General features: G+C 70.8%; 20 protein-coding genes. 8 read left to right on the forward strand and 12 right to left on the reverse strand.

Going from position 1 to position 18,375, the window contains the following annotated elements; genetic code table 11:
• Positions 1-39 precede the first annotated feature (39 nt).
• Positions 40-624 carry a suppressor of fused domain protein gene (locus ACIHIX_RS01645; RefSeq protein WP_399948584.1) on the reverse strand — a complete coding sequence of 195 codons (585 nt, stop codon included), beginning with the start codon at positions 622-624 and terminating at the stop codon, positions 40-42.
• 454 nt (positions 625-1,078) lie between these two features.
• On the opposite strand from ACIHIX_RS01645, the gene ACIHIX_RS01650 reads away from it, so the two are divergent.
• Complete coding sequence (locus ACIHIX_RS01650; protein ID WP_399948586.1) at positions 1,079-2,197, forward strand: magnesium and cobalt transport protein CorA; 1,119 nt, start codon at positions 1,079-1,081, stop codon at positions 2,195-2,197.
• 22 nt (positions 2,198-2,219) lie between these two features.
• The gene (locus ACIHIX_RS01655; RefSeq protein WP_399948587.1) at positions 2,220-2,732 is read left to right on the forward strand and encodes a hypothetical protein; all 513 of its coding nucleotides are present in this window, start codon (positions 2,220-2,222) and stop codon (positions 2,730-2,732) included.
• Between the two features lies 1 nt (position 2,733).
• On the opposite strand, the gene ACIHIX_RS01660 is transcribed toward ACIHIX_RS01655, so the two are convergent.
• Positions 2,734-3,492, reverse strand: coding sequence for a hypothetical protein (locus tag ACIHIX_RS01660; protein WP_399948589.1), 759 nt, complete (start codon positions 3,490-3,492; stop codon positions 2,734-2,736).
• Positions 3,493-3,673: 181 nt separating this feature from the next.
• Here ACIHIX_RS01660 and ACIHIX_RS01665 point away from each other — a divergent pair, with 181 nt between their 5' ends.
• From ACIHIX_RS01665 to ACIHIX_RS01675, 3 genes are read left to right on the forward strand one after another with little or no spacing between them, the layout of a single operon-like run.
• Positions 3,674-4,969, forward strand: a complete 1,296-nt coding sequence (locus ACIHIX_RS01665) for a magnesium transporter MgtE N-terminal domain-containing protein (protein ID WP_399948591.1) — start codon at positions 3,674-3,676, stop codon at positions 4,967-4,969.
• Positions 4,959-5,570: a DUF1003 domain-containing protein gene (locus ACIHIX_RS01670; RefSeq protein ID WP_399948593.1), complete on the forward strand. Its 612-nt coding sequence runs from the start codon at positions 4,959-4,961 to the stop codon at positions 5,568-5,570. The genes ACIHIX_RS01665 and ACIHIX_RS01670 overlap by 11 nt, the downstream gene beginning before the upstream one ends.
• A 43-nt stretch (positions 5,571-5,613) precedes the next feature.
• Entirely contained in the window at positions 5,614-6,747 is a 1,134-nt protein-coding gene (locus ACIHIX_RS01675) for an Mrp/NBP35 family ATP-binding protein (protein ID WP_399948595.1), read from the forward strand.
• A gap of 67 nt (positions 6,748-6,814) precedes the next feature.
• Here the strand turns inward: ACIHIX_RS01675 and ACIHIX_RS01680 are convergent, their stop codons facing one another.
• From ACIHIX_RS01680 to sigE, 5 genes are all read right to left on the reverse strand, one after another.
• Positions 6,815-7,471, reverse strand: coding sequence for a hypothetical protein (locus ACIHIX_RS01680; RefSeq protein WP_399948597.1), 657 nt, complete (start codon positions 7,469-7,471; stop codon positions 6,815-6,817).
• Between the two features lie 213 nt (positions 7,472-7,684).
• Complete coding sequence (locus ACIHIX_RS01685) at positions 7,685-8,128, reverse strand: sec-independent translocase (RefSeq protein ID WP_399948599.1); 444 nt, start codon at positions 8,126-8,128, stop codon at positions 7,685-7,687.
• 182 nt (positions 8,129-8,310) lie between these two features.
• Positions 8,311-10,191: a trypsin-like peptidase domain-containing protein gene (locus tag ACIHIX_RS01690; RefSeq protein WP_399948601.1), complete on the reverse strand. Its 1,881-nt coding sequence runs from the start codon at positions 10,189-10,191 to the stop codon at positions 8,311-8,313.
• Positions 10,192-10,353: 162 nt separating this feature from the next.
• Positions 10,354-11,328 carry a zf-HC2 domain-containing protein gene (locus ACIHIX_RS01695; RefSeq protein ID WP_399948603.1) on the reverse strand — a complete coding sequence of 325 codons (975 nt, stop codon included), beginning with the start codon at positions 11,326-11,328 and terminating at the stop codon, positions 10,354-10,356.
• On the reverse strand, positions 11,325-12,095 hold the full coding sequence (sigE, locus tag ACIHIX_RS01700) for an RNA polymerase sigma factor SigE (protein WP_399948605.1): 771 nt from the start codon (positions 12,093-12,095) through the stop codon (positions 11,325-11,327). The genes ACIHIX_RS01695 and sigE overlap by 4 nt, the downstream gene beginning before the upstream one ends.
• 229 nt (positions 12,096-12,324) lie before the next feature.
• Here sigE and ACIHIX_RS01705 point away from each other — a divergent pair, with 229 nt between their 5' ends.
• A complete protein-coding gene (locus ACIHIX_RS01705; protein WP_399950012.1) occupies positions 12,325-12,957 on the forward strand; it encodes an O-methyltransferase in 633 nt (210 codons plus the stop codon).
• A gap of 102 nt (positions 12,958-13,059) precedes the next feature.
• Here ACIHIX_RS01705 and ACIHIX_RS01710 read toward each other — a convergent pair whose 3' ends face one another.
• Positions 13,060-13,227, reverse strand: coding sequence for a DUF3117 domain-containing protein (locus ACIHIX_RS01710; RefSeq protein ID WP_003966491.1), 168 nt, complete (start codon positions 13,225-13,227; stop codon positions 13,060-13,062).
• Positions 13,228-13,590: 363 nt separating this feature from the next.
• Here ACIHIX_RS01710 and ACIHIX_RS01715 point away from each other — a divergent pair, with 363 nt between their 5' ends.
• Positions 13,591-14,382, forward strand: a complete 792-nt coding sequence (locus ACIHIX_RS01715) for an enoyl-CoA hydratase/isomerase family protein (protein ID WP_399948607.1) — start codon at positions 13,591-13,593, stop codon at positions 14,380-14,382.
• Positions 14,383-14,462: 80 nt separating this feature from the next.
• Here the strand turns inward: ACIHIX_RS01715 and ACIHIX_RS01720 are convergent, their stop codons facing one another.
• Both ACIHIX_RS01720 and ACIHIX_RS01725 read right to left on the reverse strand, forming a co-directional pair.
• A complete protein-coding gene (locus tag ACIHIX_RS01720; protein WP_399948608.1) occupies positions 14,463-15,047 on the reverse strand; it encodes a DNA-3-methyladenine glycosylase I in 585 nt (194 codons plus the stop codon).
• Positions 15,044-15,418: a DivIVA domain-containing protein gene (locus ACIHIX_RS01725; protein WP_399948610.1), complete on the reverse strand. Its 375-nt coding sequence runs from the start codon at positions 15,416-15,418 to the stop codon at positions 15,044-15,046. Before ACIHIX_RS01725 ends, ACIHIX_RS01720 begins: the two co-directional genes overlap by 4 nt.
• A 141-nt stretch (positions 15,419-15,559) precedes the next feature.
• Between ACIHIX_RS01725 and folP the strand changes: the two genes are divergently transcribed.
• Positions 15,560-16,420 carry a dihydropteroate synthase gene (gene folP / locus ACIHIX_RS01730; RefSeq protein WP_399948612.1) on the forward strand — a complete coding sequence of 287 codons (861 nt, stop codon included), beginning with the start codon at positions 15,560-15,562 and terminating at the stop codon, positions 16,418-16,420.
• Positions 16,421-16,424: 4 nt separating this feature from the next.
• Here folP and ACIHIX_RS01735 read toward each other — a convergent pair whose 3' ends face one another.
• A complete protein-coding gene (locus ACIHIX_RS01735; protein ID WP_399948614.1) occupies positions 16,425-17,183 on the reverse strand; it encodes a TIGR00730 family Rossman fold protein in 759 nt (252 codons plus the stop codon).
• A 98-nt stretch (positions 17,184-17,281) separates the two neighbouring features.
• Complete coding sequence (dapE, locus tag ACIHIX_RS01740) at positions 17,282-18,361, reverse strand: succinyl-diaminopimelate desuccinylase (protein WP_399948616.1); 1,080 nt, start codon at positions 18,359-18,361, stop codon at positions 17,282-17,284.
• Positions 18,362-18,375 lie beyond the last annotated feature (14 nt).

Genomic DNA, 18,375 nt, shown 5'->3' on the forward strand with positions numbered 1-18,375 from the left:
GCTTCCGGACACCACTTGGTGACCTTGCTCACGCGAGGATCACTCCAGCGGGACGGACTTCCGGGACGGGTCCCTGAGGTCCGTCCCGTTCGTCAGCCACAGCTCCTGGAGGGCCTGGGCGCCGTGCACCCGCTTCCAGGCGGCCTCGTTCGAGGTCATGGGGAGCAGGGGGAGGAACTGGACCGGGTCCATGGGCTCGTCGAGCTCCAGGTCCTCGACCAGGCCGCCCGGTTCGGCGACCAGGACCGAGGTGAAGGGGGCGCCGGGCCACAGTGGCTCGCCCACGTCGAGGGAGGCGCCGGGGGCCACGATCACACCCTCGACCTGCGGGGACGCGCCGAGGACGGCGAGCGGGCGCAGCGCCTTGTCGGTGTCGGCGAGGCCCGCGCGGACCGAGAGGACGAGCTCGGCGCGGGGCCCCTTGACCGGGTCGGCGAGCATCGCCGTGGGGTCACCCATCGGCGCCGCCGACATGCCGAGGGTGGCGTAGCGGACGATGTCGCCCTCGTGGAAGCGGAGCACCTCGATGCGGTCCGTGCCCAGGAAGGTGACCGCCGCGCGGGCGTCCGGCTCGCCCAGCGCGGAACGCAACCGGGCCTCGACCAGAGGGAGAACATCAGCCATGTCGCGAGCATAGAACTCGTCAGTACCGGGCAAAGCAGCGCCTTGACAGTTTGGGCGGCTGATACTCTGGCCCGGTCGTTCGGGCAGCACGCAGAAGCGTCGCGATCAAGTCCCGACGCGCTTGGTACTCCCTTACGAGGGACCGGCCGGAGGAGGTGGGGCTGTCATGGATCGAAGTCACCCGTGCAGTACCACTCGCTCTTCCCGCCGCTGATACAGCTGATCCGGCTCTGGCTGACCGCCGCCTTTCACGCTCACGTCTTCTTGCGGAAGAGCGCTTCGTCTCGTTTTGCCTGATCCGTCTGATCTGACTCTGCAGCGAAGCTCGCCACCGCGATGGTGCGGTGCTCCCCGCTTTGTGGACGTGCCAAACACCCACAGCAGGACGTCCCCATTCCGGGTAGTTCCAACCATCGTCGGCGCCCTTTCGTTGCCTGCCACGAAGGAGCCAGCCATGTCGATGATCCGTGACCTCCGTGCCGCGGTCCGGCCCTCCCGCAGCACGCCGCTGCGCAAGGACACCGGCTCGTACGACACCACCCGCGACCCCGGCACCCCCTCGGCCGTCGTCGACTGCGCCGTCTACCGCGACGGCGCCCGCGTCGAGACCCCGGCGCCGCTGACGCCGCACGAGGCGATGCGTCAGGTGCGCCGCGACGGCGGCTTCGTCTGGATCGGCCTGCACGAGCCGACCGAGGCCGAATTCTCCGGTATCGCGGGGGAGTTCGGGCTGCACCCGCTGGCCGTCGAGGACGCCGTACAGGCCCATCAGCGGCCCAAGCTGGAGCGCTACGACGACTCCCTGTTCACCGTCTTCAAGACCATCCACTACGTCGAGCACGACCGCCTCACCGCCAACAGCGAGGTCGTCGAGACCGGCGAGGTCATGTGCTTCACCGGACGGGACTTCTTCATCACCGTCCGGCACGGCGGCCAGGGTTCGCTCCGCGCGCTGCGCCACCGCCTCCAGGACGACCCCGAGCTGCTCGCCAAGGGCCCCTCGGCGGTGCTGCACGCGATCGCCGACCATGTCGTCGACGGCTACATCGCGGTCGCCGACGCGGTGCAGGACGACATCGACGAGGTGGAGACGGACGTGTTCTCGCCGGGGCGCAAGGGTTCCCCGCGCGGTTCGGACGCGGGCCGGATCTACCAGCTCAAGCGTGAGGTACTGGAGTTCAAGCGCGCGGTGTCGCCGCTGCTGCGGCCCATGCAGCTGCTGAGCGAGCGGCCCATGCGGCTGATCGACCCGGACATCCAGAAGTACTTCCGGGACGTCGCCGACCACCTCGCGCGCGTGCAGGAGCAGGTCATCGGCTTTGACGAGCTGCTCAACTCGATCCTCCAGGCCAACCTCGCGCAGGCGTCCGTCGCGCAGAACGAGGACATGCGGAAGATCACCTCATGGGCCGCGATCATCGCCGTACCGACGATGGTGTGTGGCGTGTACGGCATGAACTTCGACTACATGCCCGAGACGCACTGGAAGTACGGCTACCCCGTGATCATGATGATCACCGGTGTCATCTGCCTCGGCATCCACCGCACCCTGAAGCGCAACGGCTGGCTGTAGACCGCCTGGATAGGCTGCCCCCATGACAAGCGAGCTGCTCGACCAGGCCCTCGTCGAGGAGGCCACGAAGAAGTCCGGTCTCATCTGGGTCAGGGGTCCCGAGGGCCCCGCCCGGGCGCTGTGGCACGTGTGGCACGAGGGTGCCGCGTGTCTGGTCGGGGACGGGCCGGGCGAGCAGCCGCTGCCGGGGCTGACGGACGGCGGTTCGGCCGAGGTCACGGTCCGCAGCAAGGACAAGGGCGGGCGGCTGGTCTCCTGGACGGCGAAGGTCGTGGAGCTGCCGTCGGGTTCAAAAGCCTGGGAGGCGGCCGTCGCCGAGCTCAAGGGCAAGCGCCTGAACGCGCCCGACGGAGAGGCGATGCCGGAGCGCTGGGGGCGTGAGTGCCGGGTGCTGCGGCTGGAGCCGACGGGGGCGATGGCGCCGCTGCCCGACGGTGACCTGGCCACGGCGCCGGTGCCGACGTCCGCCACGACCCGGCAGCCGATCCCGGCGGGGCTGCCGAAGCTGCTGTTGAAGCGGCGGCGCCGGAAGTAGGTCAGGACGTCGGCAGCTGCTTGCCGTAGTCCACCGTCTCGCCCTTGGCCGGTGCCGCCAGCTCGAAGGACTTGCCCCAGCCGGAGAAGGTCAGCGTGCCCGCGCCGCCGGCGCGTTCCAGGCGGAGCGGGTAGGGCGTGCCCTCCAGGGAGACGTCCAGGGTGCCGCCGGAGCCGTCGTCGCCGGTGATGCGGATGGTGCGGGTGCCGGACTGCTCGTGGTGCCCGTCGGTGGCGAGGTCGCCGTGCAGGGTGAGCAGGCCGGCGAGCAGGACGTCCTTGTCGGTGAAGCCGCTGAACCTCTTGTACGAGGGGTCGCCCTGAGGCACCTTCACGAACTTGCCGTCGAGCTTGTCGGCGGCGGCCGTGTCCGTGCCCTTGTCGTCGGCCTTGCCGTCCTCGTGGGTCCAGAACTCCGCGTCGGCCTTGAGGAAGAGCTTCTCCCCGACCCGCAGCAGCCGGAACGTGGCACCCTCGGCGGTGACCGAGCCGGTGCCGCCGTCGGCTTTGAGACGCATGTCGAGTTTGTAAGTGCGCCCACTGGTAACCACGGTTCCGGAGAGGCGCACCGCGTCCGCGGCGTCCGCGGCCGCCCGGGTCTTCGTCTGGATCTGGTCGGCCGGCAGCTTGCCGACACCGTTGGTGCCCGCGTCGGGGTCGTCACTACTGCACCCCGTCAGGCCCGTTCCCGTCACGACCAGGGCGCACATCGCTCCCAGCAGTCCCATCCGGCGGGTACGGCCCTGGGGAATCGCAGTCACAGGTGGGGCGCCTTTCCGACGAGGGTCCATCAAGCGGCGTACCGCAGAGTACCGGGGCGCCGCGGGCCGAGCGGAGCCAGACCGTCCGGACCCCTCACCAGGGCGTACCGGATCGGGACGGGCTAGCCTGAAGCCCACCTGGACGGACAATTCAAGCGGAGAGCGGAAAGGAGTCGTGGCGATGGCAGGGGGCGCCCCCAGGATTTTCGTCTCGCACCTTTCCGGTGTCGCCGTGTTCGATCCGAACGGCGACCAGGTGGGCCGGGTGCGCGACCTGGTCGTGATGCTGCGCGTGGGCCGCAAGCCGCCGCGCGTGCTCGGGCTGGTCGTCGAACTGTCCACGCGGCGCCGCATCTTCCTGCCCATGACCCGGGTGACCAGCATCGAGTCCGGCCAGGTCATCACCACCGGCGTGCTCAACGTCCGCCGCTTCGAGCAACGGCCCACCGAGCGCCTCGTCTTCGGCGAACTGCTCGACCGACGCGTCACCCTCGTCGAGACGAGCGAGGAGGTGACGGTCCTGGACGTGTCCGTGCAGCAGCTGCCGGCCCGCCGGGACTGGGAGATCGACAAGGTCTTCGTCCGCAAGGGCGGCAAGGGCGGCGCGTTCCGGCGCAAGGGCGAGTCCCTGACCGTGGAGTGGTCGGCGGTCACCGGCTTCTCCCTGGAGGAGCACGGACAGGGCGCCGAGAGCCTGCTGGCCACCTTCGAGCAGCTGCGCCCCGCCGACCTCGCCAACGTCCTGCACCACCTCTCCCCCAAGCGGCGCGCCGAGGTCGCCGCCGCCCTCGACGACGACCGCCTGGCCGACGTGCTCGAAGAGCTGCCGGAGGACGACCAGATCGAGATCCTCGGCAAACTGAAGGAGGAGCGGGCGGCCGACGTGCTGGAGGCCATGGACCCGGACGACGCGGCCGACCTGCTGGGTGAGCTGCCCGAGGAGGACCAGGAGCGGCTGCTGAGCCTGATGCAGCCGTCCGACGCGGCCGACATGCGGCGCCTGATGTCGTACGAGGAGCACACGGCGGGCGGTCTGATGACGACCGAGCCCATCGTCCTGCGGCCCGACGCGACCGTCGCCGACGCCCTCGCGCGCGTGCGCAACGCCGACCTCTCCCCCGCGCTGGCCGCCCAGGTCTACGTCTGCCGTCCGCCCGACGAGACGCCGACCGGCAAGTACCTGGGCACGGTCCACTTCCAGCGGCTGCTGCGGGACCCGCCGTACACGCTGGTCAGCGCGATCATCGACGACGACCTTCAGCCGCTGGACCCGGACGCGGCGCTGCCGGTCGTCGCCGGGTTCTTCGCGACGTACGACATGGTCGCGGCGCCGGTCGTGGACGACTCCGGGTCGCTGCTGGGCGCGGTCACCGTGGACGACGTGCTGGACCACATGCTGCCGGAGGACTGGCGGGAGACGGAGTTCCACCTCGACGAGGAGCTCGGTGAGGGCGGGGTGGCCCCTCATGGTTCCTGAGCGCGAGACGACCACCCGCGAACGCGCCCCGAGCGGTGCCACCGCCACCACCCGCCCGCGCACCCGCCTGGACCAGCCCCGCCCGCCGCGGCGCCGGCTGCTGCCCGAGTGGGACCCGGAGGCCTTCGGACGGCTCTCGGAGCGCATCGCGCGGTTCCTCGGCACGGGACGCTTCATCGTCTGGATGACGGTCGTCATCATCGCGTGGGTGCTGTGGAACGTCTTCGCGCCGGGCGCTCTGCGCTTCGACAACTACCCCTTCATCTTCCTGACCCTGATGCTGTCCCTCCAGGCCTCCTACGCGGCCCCGCTCATCCTGCTCGCGCAGAACCGGCAGGACGACCGCGACCGGGTCAACCTCGAACAGGACCGCAAGCAGAACGAGCGGTCGATCGCCGACACCGAGTACCTGACCCGCGAGATCGCCTCCCTGCGCATCGGCCTCGGTGAGGTCGCCACCCGGGACTGGATCCGCTCCGAGTTGCAGGACCTGGTGAAGGAGCTGGAGGAGCGCCAGAACGGCCACGGGGGCGGCCAGGGCAACGAGCACGGAGTATTCCCGGCAGAACGGTCGCCCGGACGTGACGTAGAAGACCGCTGACGGGCATCCCTGGCGCAGGCTACCGAGCCGTACCATCGTCCTTATGGCTAGCGAAGACGCGGTGCGCGAGGCACTGGCGACGGTGAACGACCCCGAGATCAACCGACCCATCACCGAGTTGGGGATGGTCAAGTCGGTGGACATCGCCGCGGACGGAGCGGTCGCGGTCACCGTCTATCTGACGGTCTCCGGCTGCCCGATGCGCGAGACGATCACGCAGCGCGTGACGGACGCGGTCGCGGCCGTGGAGGGCGTCACCCGTGTCGACGTCACGCTCGACGTGATGAGCGACGAGCAGCGCAAGGAGCTGGCGACGGCCCTGCGCGGCGGCCAGACCGAGCGCGAGGTCCCCTTCGCCAAGCCCGGCTCCCTCACGCGCGTCTACGCGGTCGCCTCCGGCAAGGGCGGCGTCGGCAAGTCCTCGGTGACGGTGAACTTGGCGGCGGCGATGGCGGCCGACGGCCTGAAGGTCGGTGTCGTCGACGCCGACATCTACGGCCACTCCGTACCGCGCATGCTGGGCGCCGACGGCAGTCCCACCCAGGTCGAGAACATGATCATGCCGCCGACGGCGAACGGCGTGAAGGTCATCTCCATCGGCATGTTCACCCCGGGCAACGCCCCGGTGGTGTGGCGCGGCCCGATGCTGCACCGCGCGCTCCAGCAGTTCCTCGCGGACGTGTACTGGGGCGACCTCGACGTCCTCCTCCTCGACCTGCCGCCGGGCACCGGTGACATCGCGATCTCGGTGGCCCAGCTGGTGCCGAACGCCGAGATCCTGGTCGTGACGACCCCGCAGCAGGCGGCGGCCGAGGTGGCCGAGCGGGCCGGCTCCATCGCCGTCCAGACCCATCAGAAGATCGTCGGCGTGGTCGAGAACATGTCGGGCCTGCCGTGCCCGCACTGCGACGAGATGGTCGACGTCTTCGGCACGGGCGGCGGCCAGACGGTCGCCGACGGCCTGACCCGCACCACGGGTGCCACGGTCCCCGTCCTCGGCGCCATCCCGATCGACGTCCGCCTGCGCGAGGGCGGCGACGAGGGCAAGCCCGTCGTCCTCTCCGACCCGGACTCCCCCGCGGGCAAGGCCCTGCGCGACATCGCGGGCAAGCTCGGCGGCCGCCAGCGCGGCCTCTCGGGCCTGTCCCTGGGGATCACCCCGAGGAACAAGTTCTAGCTCTTCTCTTACGACGAGGGGGGCGCCGTCCGCTGCGGACGGCGCCCCCCTCGTCGTGTCGCACCGTCTACGCGTAGACGCTGATGTCCTTGATCATGGCGAAGCCGAGGCCGTAGGCGCTCATGCCTCTGCCGTACGCCCCGACGTGCACGCCCTCCTGGGTCGAACCGGCGAGCACCCAGCCGAACTCGGACTCGCGGTAGTGGAAGGAGGTCGGCACCCCGTCCACGGGGAGCGACAGGGTCGACCAGTCCGGGCCGTCGAGGTCGTCGGCCAGCGCCCACGCCGTCTCGGTCTGCTGGTCCAGCCAGTCGTCGCGCAGGGAGTGGTCCATCGAGCCGGGCCAGGTGAAGGAGAGCAGCCCCACGCCCGCGAGCCAGGCGGCGGACGAGACGGACGTGGCCTCGAGGAGCCCCGTACCGTCGGCGCTCCTGCGGGACGGATTCGCCGCGACGGTGACCACCACCGCGAACTTCTCCTTGTCCTCCGAGGCCTCGTTGCGTACGGAGGGCTCGTCACCGTGCCCGATCGAACCGTGCTCGACGGCACCGTCGGCCGCCGTTCCGACCTGCATCAGCCACCGCGGCCCCGTGAAGGCCTCGTCGAGGCCGTACCACGGGAAGGGCGCCTGCAGGTAGCCGTCGACCGTACGCCGGGCGGAGGGGACCTGCTGTCCGCCCTCCGCGGCCGGCGCCTGCGCGACTGCCTGACTCGTCGTCTCCATGTGCCCGGACGCCTCCTCGTTCCTCGTCGGACCGGAACGGCCCGCCCCCCTTCGGGCGACTCGTCCGGTCCGCACAACAACTCGGCAGCATAGCCACCTCACTGGGACCGGAACGGAAACCGCCCGCCGCGTGGGTCGCGCGACGGGCGGGTTCAGGCCGTACGGGGCTCGGGTGGCGTATGAAACGCGTCACGTACGAGGGTGTGACGAGGGTCAGGTGGCGTCCGCGTCGAAGACCGGGCGGTCGTCCTTGCCGTCGTCGTCCGGCTTCTTGGTCATGTCGATCCGGCCACCCGACGAGGAGGAGGACGAAGAAGAGCCGGACGAGTCCGACTCACGGCCGTGGACCGCGTCCGTGACTTCCGCCATCTCCTTCTTGATGTCGAAGCCGTTGCGGATCTCCTTGAGCCCCAGCTCGTCGTTGTCCAGCTGCTTGCGGATGAACGTCTTGGGGTTCAGGTCCTCGAACTCGAAGTCCTTGAACTCGGGGCCGAGCTCGGAGCGGATGTCCTGCTTGGCGGTCTCCGAGAACTCGCGGATCTTCTTCACGGTCCGCATGACGTCCTGGATGACCTTCGGGAGCTTGTCCGGACCGAAGACGAGCACGGCGAGGACAACGAGCGTCACCAGCTCGAGCGGTCCTATGTCATTGAACACCTGAAGCTCCTTGCCATGTCCGGGCCGGGTCCACGGTACCCGGCGATCCGGTACGACCGGTACTGTCCCGAGCCCCCGGAGTGGGCGCGCATGGGCGGTTTTGAGGGTTGTTTGCCATGTGGGACGGGGTTTCGGGGCGCGGCTATGAGGTTTCTGTCAATCGGTCCGCTGTGTCCGTTGCCTCAGTCGCCGTCCGAGGATCCGAGCACCAGGGAGATGGTCATCTCCTTGCCGTCGCGCTCCACGGTGAGTGCGAGGCGGTCGCCCGGGCGGTGGGCGCGGGTCTTGACGATCAGCTCCTCGCCGGAGTGGACGCGCTGGCCGTCGACCTCGGTGATGACGTCGCCCGCCTTGATGCCGGCCTTGTCGCCGGGGCCGCCCGCGTTGACCGCTGCGCCACCGTCGTTGCCCTTGGTGCCCACGCGGGCCCCGTCGCCCAGGTAGTCCATGTCGAGCGTGACACCGATGACCGGGTGGGTGGCCTTGCCGGTGTTGATCAGCTCCTCGGCGACGCGCTTGGCCTGGTTGACGGGGATCGCGAAGCCGAGGCCTATGGAGCCGGCCTGGCCACCGCTCTCGTCGGAGCCGCTGTCGGCGGAGCGGATGGCGGAGTTGATGCCGATCACCCGGGCCTGCGAGTCGAGCAGCGGGCCGCCGGAGTTGCCGGGGTTGATGGGCGCGTCGGTCTGGAGCGCGTCCACGTACGACACATCGCTTCCGTCGCCGCTCTCGCCGCCGGCCGTGATGGGCCGCTCCTTGGCGCTGATGATGCCGGAGGTGACGGTGCCCTCCAGGTCGTAGGGGGCGCCGATGGCGACCACCGGATCACCGACCTGGACGCTGTCGGAGTTGCCGAGGGTCATGGGCTTGAGCCCACTGACTCCGCTGACCTTGACCACGGCGAGGTCATAGCCGCTGTCCCGGCCGACGACGGTGGCCTTGGCGGTGTCCCCGCTGTGGAACGTCACCGATATCTCGCCGTCCGCGCCGGCGGGTTCGACGACGTGGTTGTTGGTGAGGATGTGGCCCCGGTCGTCGAGCACGAAGCCGGTTCCGGTGCCGGATTCCTCGGAGCCGGTGACATGCAGGGTCACCACGCTGGGCAGCGCCCGCGCCGCGATCCCGGCCACGCTGTCCGGAGCCCGCCCCGCGGGCTCCGCGGCGGCCTGCGGCAGCTCGATGTCCCCCACCCCTCCGTTGCGCTCCAGATAGGCCCCTACGACCCCACCGACGCCCCCTGACACGAGCGCGAGCAGCAGCGCGGCCACGACAAGCGCCTTCTTGGCCCGCTTACGCCGCTGATCCTGGGTGGCGACGGCGGCACCGTTCTGCTGGAACGGGGTGTGGAGGTGCGGGTAGAGAGGCGTCTGGAGGGAGGTGGGGGTGGCGGAGACGGCCGGGGCGGCGGCCCAGGGGTCGTAGTTCTGCCAGGGGTTGGCGGGGGGTGGGGTCGCGGCGTCGGGTACGTGGGGTGTGGCGGCGGAGGCCGGGGCGGGGGTCTGGGTGGCGCCGGGCGGTACGGGGGCCCGGGGCGGGGTGGCGCTGTGATGCGGGGTCGGTGTGGCGGTCGCGTGCGGCGGGGCCGGCGCGGGGGCGGGGAGCGGCGTCGGGAGGGTGTCGTGCGGCTGGGGCGACGCTGTGGCGCCGGTCGGCGGGGTCGCCGCGGGCGTCCCGTGGGCCGGGGTCGTCACCGGGTGCTGGACCGGTGGGGCGGGGGCCCAGGGGCCGGGCTCACCGTACGGCGGGGTGCTGTAGGGGTCGGGGTCGTGCAGGGGCTTGGGGCGCTCTGCCACGGTCGTGGGTGCCTCCGCCGGGCGGTCCGGCTCGAAGTGGCCGGAGTCGCCGGAGCTGCCGGAGGCGTTCTCGCTCGGCGAGTCAGTCCGGGGCGGCACGTCCTGTGGTGAGCGCAGTTCGAAATCGCCCTCGGGCAGGACCGGTGCGGGGCCGTCACCGGCTGAGGCGTCCTGGGGGCGCCTCAGCTCGTAGTCTCCCTCGGGCGGGGCCGCGTCACCTCCGCCCGCACGGCTCCACCACTTCGCCTTCGTGGGCTTCCCCTCGTTCATGCTCTCCCCACAGCCAGGGCCTGCCTGTCCGGCACCTCAGACCCCGCTCACCTACACCTACCAGGCGTGTCACCTCGACGACACGGCCTGAGCCGCCGGACAGGCCACGGCATGGCTTTCCCTGGATTCAACCAGGTTCACCGGCCGGTGCGCAGACGCCGGTCAGCCGGTGGGGCCGGAGGAGGTGGAAGGAGAAGGGGTCGCGTCGGGGACGGGTGCGGCGAGAAGGGCGGGCGGGGTGAGGTCCGGGGGCGTGGACCACGAGGTGAGCGTCAGCTGCGGGGTGGTGCTGAGCGGGCGTATCAGGGGGGACATGGCGGCCGCGCCGGCCACGACGGGCATGGTCAGCGTGTGCGCGTCCGCCTGGACCGGCACGCCGGGCAGAAGCGGGGCGGACGCCTCAGTCGGGGCGACCGGGGTGTCGCCGACCCGGGACTGACCGGCGGCGAGCAGCGGGCCCACGGCACGGCGGCGCTGGCTGTCGGGCGTGGCCGCGGTTCCGGTGCCCTGGGAACGGGCCGGGGTGACATTGCTGCCGCCCGAGCCGCCGCGTGCGTCGGTGTCGGCCGGGACCCCGGAGGTGACACCGCCCAGCGCGATCGCGGCCAGCGACACCGCTCCGGCGGCGACGAACGCGAACCGCATGCTGCGCGACGCCGTCCGCTCGGCCTCGTGCCGACTGACGTCGTGGATGCGGAAGCCACCGCGGTCCATGCCGGGCGGCAGGACGGAGCCGTGCGCACGGGCGGGGACGTAGTCGAACTCGAAGCGCTCGCCGCGCTTCAGTCCGAAGGCCCCCGAGACTCCGGTGGCTCCTGGCCGGTCGGAGAAGGCGTCGGGGAAGCCTCCCCCGAACGGCGAGCCACCGCCGTCGTCCGTGCCACCTCCTCCGGGCAGCCCCTGCAGGCGCGCGAGGAAGCTTTCGGAGGGAGGCGGCGGTGCCGCCTCCGCGAAGACGTTCTTCAGTCGGCGCTGGGCGTCGGCCTCGGCCTTGCACCGGGTGCAGGTGGCAAGGTGCGCGAGGACGCGCTCGCGCGTCTCATGACCGAGCTCGCCGTCCACCAGCGCGGCGAGTCGGTCTCCCAGATGCTGCTCCGCGAGATGCCCTTTGGCGGGATTGGGCCGGGATCCACTCACGCGGTCGCGCCCCCTCCTCCCAGTGCGGCGACGCGGGGCACGAAGGAGCGGCGCTCCTTGCGGGCCTCCGGCGAGCGGTGCGCAAGGGCCTTGCGCAGCTGGGAACGGCCGCGGTGGATACGGGAGCGGACGGTGCCGAGCTTGACGCCGAGGGTCGCGGCGATCTCCTCGTACGACAGGCCTTCGATGTCGCACAGGACGACCGCGGCGCGGAACTCGGGCGCGAGGGTGTCGAGGGCCTGCTGGACGTCCGCGTCGAAGTGGGCGTCGTTGAAGGCCTGTTGCGGGTTCGGCTCGCGGCTGGGCAGGCGCTCGGCCGCGTCCTCGCCGAGGGCGTCGAAGCGGATGCGCTGCTTGCGGCGCACCATGTCCAGGAAGAGGTTGGTGGTGATGCGGTGCAGCCAGCCCTCGAAGGTGCCGGGCGTGTAGGTCGACAAGGAGCGGAAGACGCGGACGAAGACCTCCTGCGTGAGGTCCTCCGCGTCGTGCTGGTTGCCCGTCAGACGGTAGGCGAGCCGGTAGACCCGGCCGCTGTGCGTGCTGACGATGTCCTCCCAGGTCGGAGGAGTCCACGCCTGCCCGTCCGCGTCGGTGGAGAAGGTCGCGGTCTGGCTGTACTCGTCGTGGCGGTGGTCAGCAGCGGTGTCGTTCACGGATTTCGGCTTGCCCGCCGATCCGAGGAAGCGCCGCAGCGCCCCTCCGCGATCCACAGGCGCGGCCGCACCTCCCCTGTCGGCTCTGGTGGTGTCCAGTGGAGCCCCTACCATAGCCACCTCGCCCGTTAGCTCCGGATAAGCGGTTTTACGAGAATTTGATCTGGGCTCATACCGCTCGTGCGGCTGCGTCACCGCCCGCCCGAGTGCCTGCCCGTCGTCGTGATCCAACTGTGTCCCCCCGTGTGCGTCTCCACCCCTCTAAACGCCCGGTCCCATCAGCAGGTTCCCGCCCCCAACGGATACAGTCACGCCCAGGCAACCACGGGGACAGGAGAGGGTCATTACCGGCAACCGGCAGACGAGCTGGGCGTTCGCCGACGCCTACGTCGCCGAGGACGAAGTGCTGCTCTGGGCCCGTGACCGGGCCCGCGAGGCGGGGCTGCGCTCGGTGTCGCCCGGCGCGGGCGCGGCGCTGCGGTTGCTGGCGGCCTCGGTGGACGCCAAGGCCGTCGCCGAGATCGGCACCGGTACGGGAGTCTCCGGCATCCATCTGCTGCACGGAATGCGCCCCGACGGCGTGCTCACGACCGTCGACCCCGAGCCGGAGCACCAGCAGTTCGCCCGGCAGGCGTTCCGCGCCTGCGGCTTCGCCAGCAACCGGGCCCGCTTCATCCCCGGCCGCGCCCTCGACGTCCTCCCCCGCCTCGCCGACGCCGGCTACGACCTCGTCTTCTGCGACGGCGACCGGCAGGAGGTCATGGACTACCTCGCTGAATCGTTGCGCCTGCTGCGACCGGGCGGCCTGGTGGTCTTCGAGGGCGTCTTCGCGCACGGCCGGACGGTGGACTCGGGCCCGCAGCCGACCGAGGTGCTGCGACTGCGCGAGCTGCTGCGCGCGGTACGGGAGAGTCCGGACCTGGTGCCCTCGTTGCTGCCGGTGGGTGACGGGCTGCTCTGCGCGGTCAAGCGTTAGAGCCTGTCCGCGGTCGGCGGACGGCCGCTTCTGTGTGGACAACGACAACCCCGGCACCGCGTGCGATGCCGGGGTTGTCGAAAAGGTATGGTCGCTTCCGCGTCAGCCGACGACCTTCTTGAGGGCGTCACCGAGCGCGTCGGCCTCGTCAGGGGTCAGCTCGACGACGAGCCGACCGCCGCCTTCGAGCGGAACGCGCATGACAATGCCCCGCCCCTCCTTGGTCACCTCGAGCGGGCCATCGCCCGTCCGCGGCTTCATGGCCGCCATGCTCGTTCCCCTTCCTGAAACCAGCTCATCGTCTAAGCCGACGGCCCCTGGGAGGGCACGCGTGTCGTGCGTGAGCACGCGACACCGGCATCGAACACATTGCTTCCAGGCCATTATCCCGCATCTCAGGACCCGATGACCAACATCAGTCGGCATCGCTTGGGCAACGCGCGCGAGCAAAACCACTCAATTCGGCGATGTGACTGCGATACTGCGCGGCCGCGCACACGTTCGGCGACGGATTTCGGCCGCGGATTCTTTGACGCAGGTCACACGTCCGTTCCGGTCCCCCGGCGGTGATCTCCGCCATGCTGTCCCTGGTAACCCGCAAGTAACCCGCAAGGACGCAGGAGGGGACGCACCATGGCCGACACCGTGCTCTACGAGGTGAGCGACGGACTCGCGACGATCACGATCAACCGGCCCGAGGCGATGAACGCGCTGAACATCGCGACGAAGGTCGCGCTGCGGGACGCGGTACAGGCCGCGGCTGGCGACGACGCCGTACGGGCCGTGCTGCTGACCTCCGCCGGGGAGCGGGCGTTCTGTGTGGGCCAGGACCTCAAGGAGCACATCGGGCTGCTCGCCGAGGGCTCGACCTCGGTCATGAGCACGGTCAAGGAGCACTACAACCCGGTCGTGCGGGCGCTGACGGAGATGCCCAAGCCGGTGGTGGCCGGGGTGAACGGCGTCGCGGCCGGGGCCGGCTTCGGTCTCGCGCTGGCGGCGGACTACCGGGTGGTCGCGGACACTGCCGGGTTCAACACCTCGTTCGCCGGTGTCGCGCTGACCGCGGACTCCGGGGTGTCGTGGACGCTGCCGCGCGTGGTGGGCCCTGGGCGCGCCACCGACCTGCTGCTCTTCCCGCGGACGATCAAGGCCCAGGAGGCGTACGAGCTGGGTATCGCCAACCGTCTGGTCCCCGCGGGTGAGCTTCGCGGCGAGGCCGAGAAGGTGGCGCGGGCTCTTGCCGAGGGGCCGACCGTGGCGTACTCGGCGATCAAGGAGGCCGTTTCTTACGGGTTCTCGCACTCTCTGGCGGAGACGTTGGAGAAGGAGGACGAGTTGCAGACGCGGGCGGGGGCGTCGGAGGACCATGCGATCGCTGTGCGGGCGTTCGTGAACAAGGAAGCGCCTAGGTATTTGGGGCGCTGAGGTTGTTCGGCGGGTGCGGGTGGCACTGTGGCTGGTCGCGCCCGCGCGGCGGAGCCGCAGATCGATACAGCCCCGCGCCCCTAAACGCCTCTTCTGGCCACGCAGGCTTCCAAGTGGTCGTTCACCAGGCCGCACGCCTGCATCAGGGCGTATGCCGTCGTCGGGCCCACGAAGCGCAGGCCCTTCTTCTTCAAGGCCTTCGACAGGGCCGTGGACTCCGGAGTGATCGCCGGGACGTCTCCCACCGCCCTGGGAGCCGGGCCCGGCGTTTCCGGGGCGTGGGACCAGATCAAGGTGTCCAGGTCACCCGGCGCCCAATCCGCCAGTACGCGCGCGTTGGCGAGCGTCGCCTCGATCTTGGACCTGTTGCGGATGATGCCCTCGTCGAGCAGCAGGCGGTCGCGGTCGGCGTCCGTGAACGTCGCCACCTTGGCGATCTCGAAGCCGGCGAAGGCCGCGCGGAAGCCCTCTCGGCGACGGAGGATCGTGATCCAGGAGAGACCGGACTGGAAGGCCTCCAGGCTGAGACGTTCGTAGAGGGCGTCGTCGCCGTGGACCGGGCGGCCCCACTCCTCGTCGTGGTACGCGATGTAGTCCTCGGTGGAGACGCCCCAGGGGCAGCGCAGGCGGCCGTCCGGGCCGGCGAGAGCCGTGCCGTCGCTCACTGGTCCTCCTGCGCGGGCTTCTCCATGGAGACGTGGGGGGCGTGCGAGGCAGGCGTGCCGTGGGCGGCGGCCTGGGCGCCGGCCAGCGCGGACTCCAGGTCGGTGATGCGGGCGTCGCGCTCCGCGAGCTCGGCGCCGAGGCGGCCGAGGGCGTCGTCCACGTCGGCCATGCGGTAGCCGCGCGCGGCGAGCGGGAAGCGGAGGGACTCCACGTCGGCGCGGTTGACCGGGCGGTCGTACGGCAGGGGGTCCTGGAGGCGCTCCGGGGCGGCCTCCGGCAGTGTGCCCGTCTCACCGCCGCCCACGACGGCGAGCGTCACCGCTGCGATCACGACGGCGAGCGCGACGACGAGGAACAAGAACATAACCATCGCTGTGGGCCCCCACGCTCGGTGAATGTGTCGGAGTCGAATGTGTCAGAGTCCGATCGTGCCATGCGAGTCTGACAGTTAGGGTCGCAGGCGGCCGTAGGCCGACGACTTGCCAGGACGTACTAGGAGAGGTCACAGGGGATGCTCAGGCTGGGCAGGCGGGAATTCGAGCCGCACGAGCCGGTGATCATGGCGATCGTGAACCGGACCCCGGACTCCTTCTACGACCAGGGCGCCACCTTCCGTGACGAGCCCGCCCTCGCTCGCGTGGAGCAGGCGGTGGCCGAGGGTGCCGCGATCGTCGACATCGGCGGGGTCAAGGCCGGGCCGGGCGAGGAGGTGTCCGCCGAGGAGGAGGCGCGGCGGACGGTCGGGTTCGTGGCGGAGGTGCGGCGGCGGTTTCCGGATGTCGTCATCAGCGTGGACACCTGGCGGGCGTCGGTCGGCGAGGCCGTGTGCGAGGCCGGGGCGGACCTGCTGAACGACGCCTGGGGCGGGGTCGATCCGGGGCTCGCGGAGGTGGCCGCGCGATACGGGGTGGGGCTGGTGTGCACGCACGCGGGGGGTGCCGAGCCTCGTACGCGGCCGCATCGGGTGACGTACGACGATGTCGTGGCCGATGTGCTGCGGGTGACGCTGGGGCTGGCCGAGCGGGCCGTGGCGTTGGGGGTGCCCCGGGAGTCGGTGATGATCGATCCAGGGCACGACTTCGGGAAGAACACGCGGCACAGTCTTGAGGCGACGCGGCGGCTCGGCGAGATGGTCGAGACCGGGTGGCCGGTGCTGGTGTCGTTGTCCAACAAGGACTTCGTGGGCGAGACCCTGGACAAGCCGGTGAAGGAGCGCGTGATCGGGACGCTGGCGACGACCGCTGTGTCGGCGTGGCTGGGGGCGCAGGTGTACCGGGTGCACGAGGTCGCGGAGACGCGGCAGGTGCTGGACATGGTGGCGTCGATCGCCGGCCACCGGCCCCCGGCGGTCGCCCGCCGGGGACTCGCCTGACGCGCTAGCGGCCCGCCTCCTTCGACACCAGTGCCACCGCCTCGTCCACGTCGTCCGTGACGTGGAAGAGGAGGAGGTCCTTCTCGGAGGCCTTGCCCTGGGCGATCAGGGTGTTCTTGATCCAGTCCACCAGGCCGCCCCAGTAGGCGCTGCCGAAGAGGACGATCGGGAAGCGGGTGACCTTCTGGGTCTGGACGAGGGTCAGGGCCTCGAAGAGCTCGTCCAGGGTGCCGAGGCCACCGGGGAGGACGACGAAGCCCTGCGCGTACTTCACGAACATCATCTTGCGGACGAAGAAGTACCGGAAGTTCAGACCGATGTCGACGTAGGGGTTGAGGCCCTGCTCGAAGGGGAGCTCGATGCCGAGGCCCACCGAGATGCCCTTGGCCTCGCAGGCGCCCTTGTTGGCCGCCTCCATCGCCCCTGGACCGCCGCCCGTGATCACCGCGAAGCCGGCCTCGACCAGGCCTCGACCGAGCTGCACACCCGCCTCGTACTCCGGGGAGTCCGCCGGTGTCCGCGCCGAGCCGAACACACTGATCGCGGGCGGCAGTTCGGCGAGCGTGCCGAAGCCCTCGATGAACTCCGACTGGATGCGCAGGACCCGCCAGGGGTCGGTGTGGACCCAGTCGGAGGGGCCGCCCGCGTCGAGGAGCCGCTGGTCGGTGGTGCTGGCCGTCACCTGCTCGCGCCTTCGGAGGACCGGTCCCAGGCGCTGCTCCGACGGTGGCTGCTTCTTCCCCTCGGGGTTGCCGGTAGCCATGTGCGCTCCCTCCACTAGCGGGTAGTTCCGCTTCAGCGTAGATCCACGCCGGTTACGGAGGGGGGACGTATGCGTGTCCGCCGTGAAGCCTCAGGGGCTCAGGCCGTCAGCCACGCCCTCAGCCGCTCCTCCGCCACCGGGATCAGGGACGCCTTCACGCGCTCGTCGACCTTGTGGGCCAGCAGCGGGTTGCCGGGGCTGTAGTTGACGGCCGGGACGCCGAGGCGGCTGAAGCGCGCCACGTCCGTCCAGCCGTACTTGGGGTGCACCTCGCCGCCCACGGCCTTCACGAACGCCGCCGCCGACGGGTCGTTCAGGCCCGGCCGCGCACCGCCCGTGTGGTCGTCGACGACGAACTCGTCCACGCCGCAGTCGGCGAAGTAGTCGCGGACGAAGGCCTCGGCCTCCTCCTCGCTGCGGTCGGGCGCGTAGCGGAAGTTGACGGTGACCGTGCAGGCGTCGGGGATGACGTTCGTGGCGACGCCGCCTTCGATGCGGACCGCGTTGAGGCCCTCGTGGTACTTCAGCCCGTCCACCACCGGCTGCCGCGGCTCGTACTCCGCCAGCTTGGCCAGCACGCGCGCGGAGGCGTGGATCGCGTTGGAGCCCATCCACGCGCGCGCGGAGTGCGCCCGCTCCCCCGTGAACCTGAGCAGCATCCTGAGCGTGCCCTGGCAGCCGCCCTCCACCTGGCCGTCGGTGGGTTCGAGGAGCACCGCGAAGTCGCCCGCCAGCCACTCGGGGTGGGCCTCGGCGACATGACCCAGCCCGTTCAGGTGGGCGGCGACCTCTTCGTTGTCGTAGAAGACGAAGGTGAGGTCGCGGTTGGGGGCCGGGACGGTCGCCGCGATGCGCAGCTGGACCGCGACGCCGGACTTCATGTCGCAGGTGCCGCAGCCCCAGAGGTAGCCGTCCTCGTCGAGGCGGGAGGGGACGTTGTCGGCGATCGGGACGGTGTCGATGTGGCCGGCGAGGATGACCCGCTCCGCGCGGCCCAGGTTCGTGCGGGCCACCACGTTGTTGCCGTACCGGTCGACCGTCAGGTGCGGCAGGGCGCGCAGCGCGGACTCGATGGCGTCCGCGAGGGGCTTCTCGGTACCGCTCACCGAGGGGAAGTCGACAAGCCGCGCGGTCAGCTCCGCGGCGTCCAGCGTGAGGTCAAGCGGGGTATCGGCCATGGCCCCGACCCTAA

This window comes from Streptomyces sp. NPDC051913, from assembly GCF_044593635.1.
GTDB lineage: Bacteria > Actinomycetota > Actinomycetes > Streptomycetales > Streptomycetaceae > Streptomyces.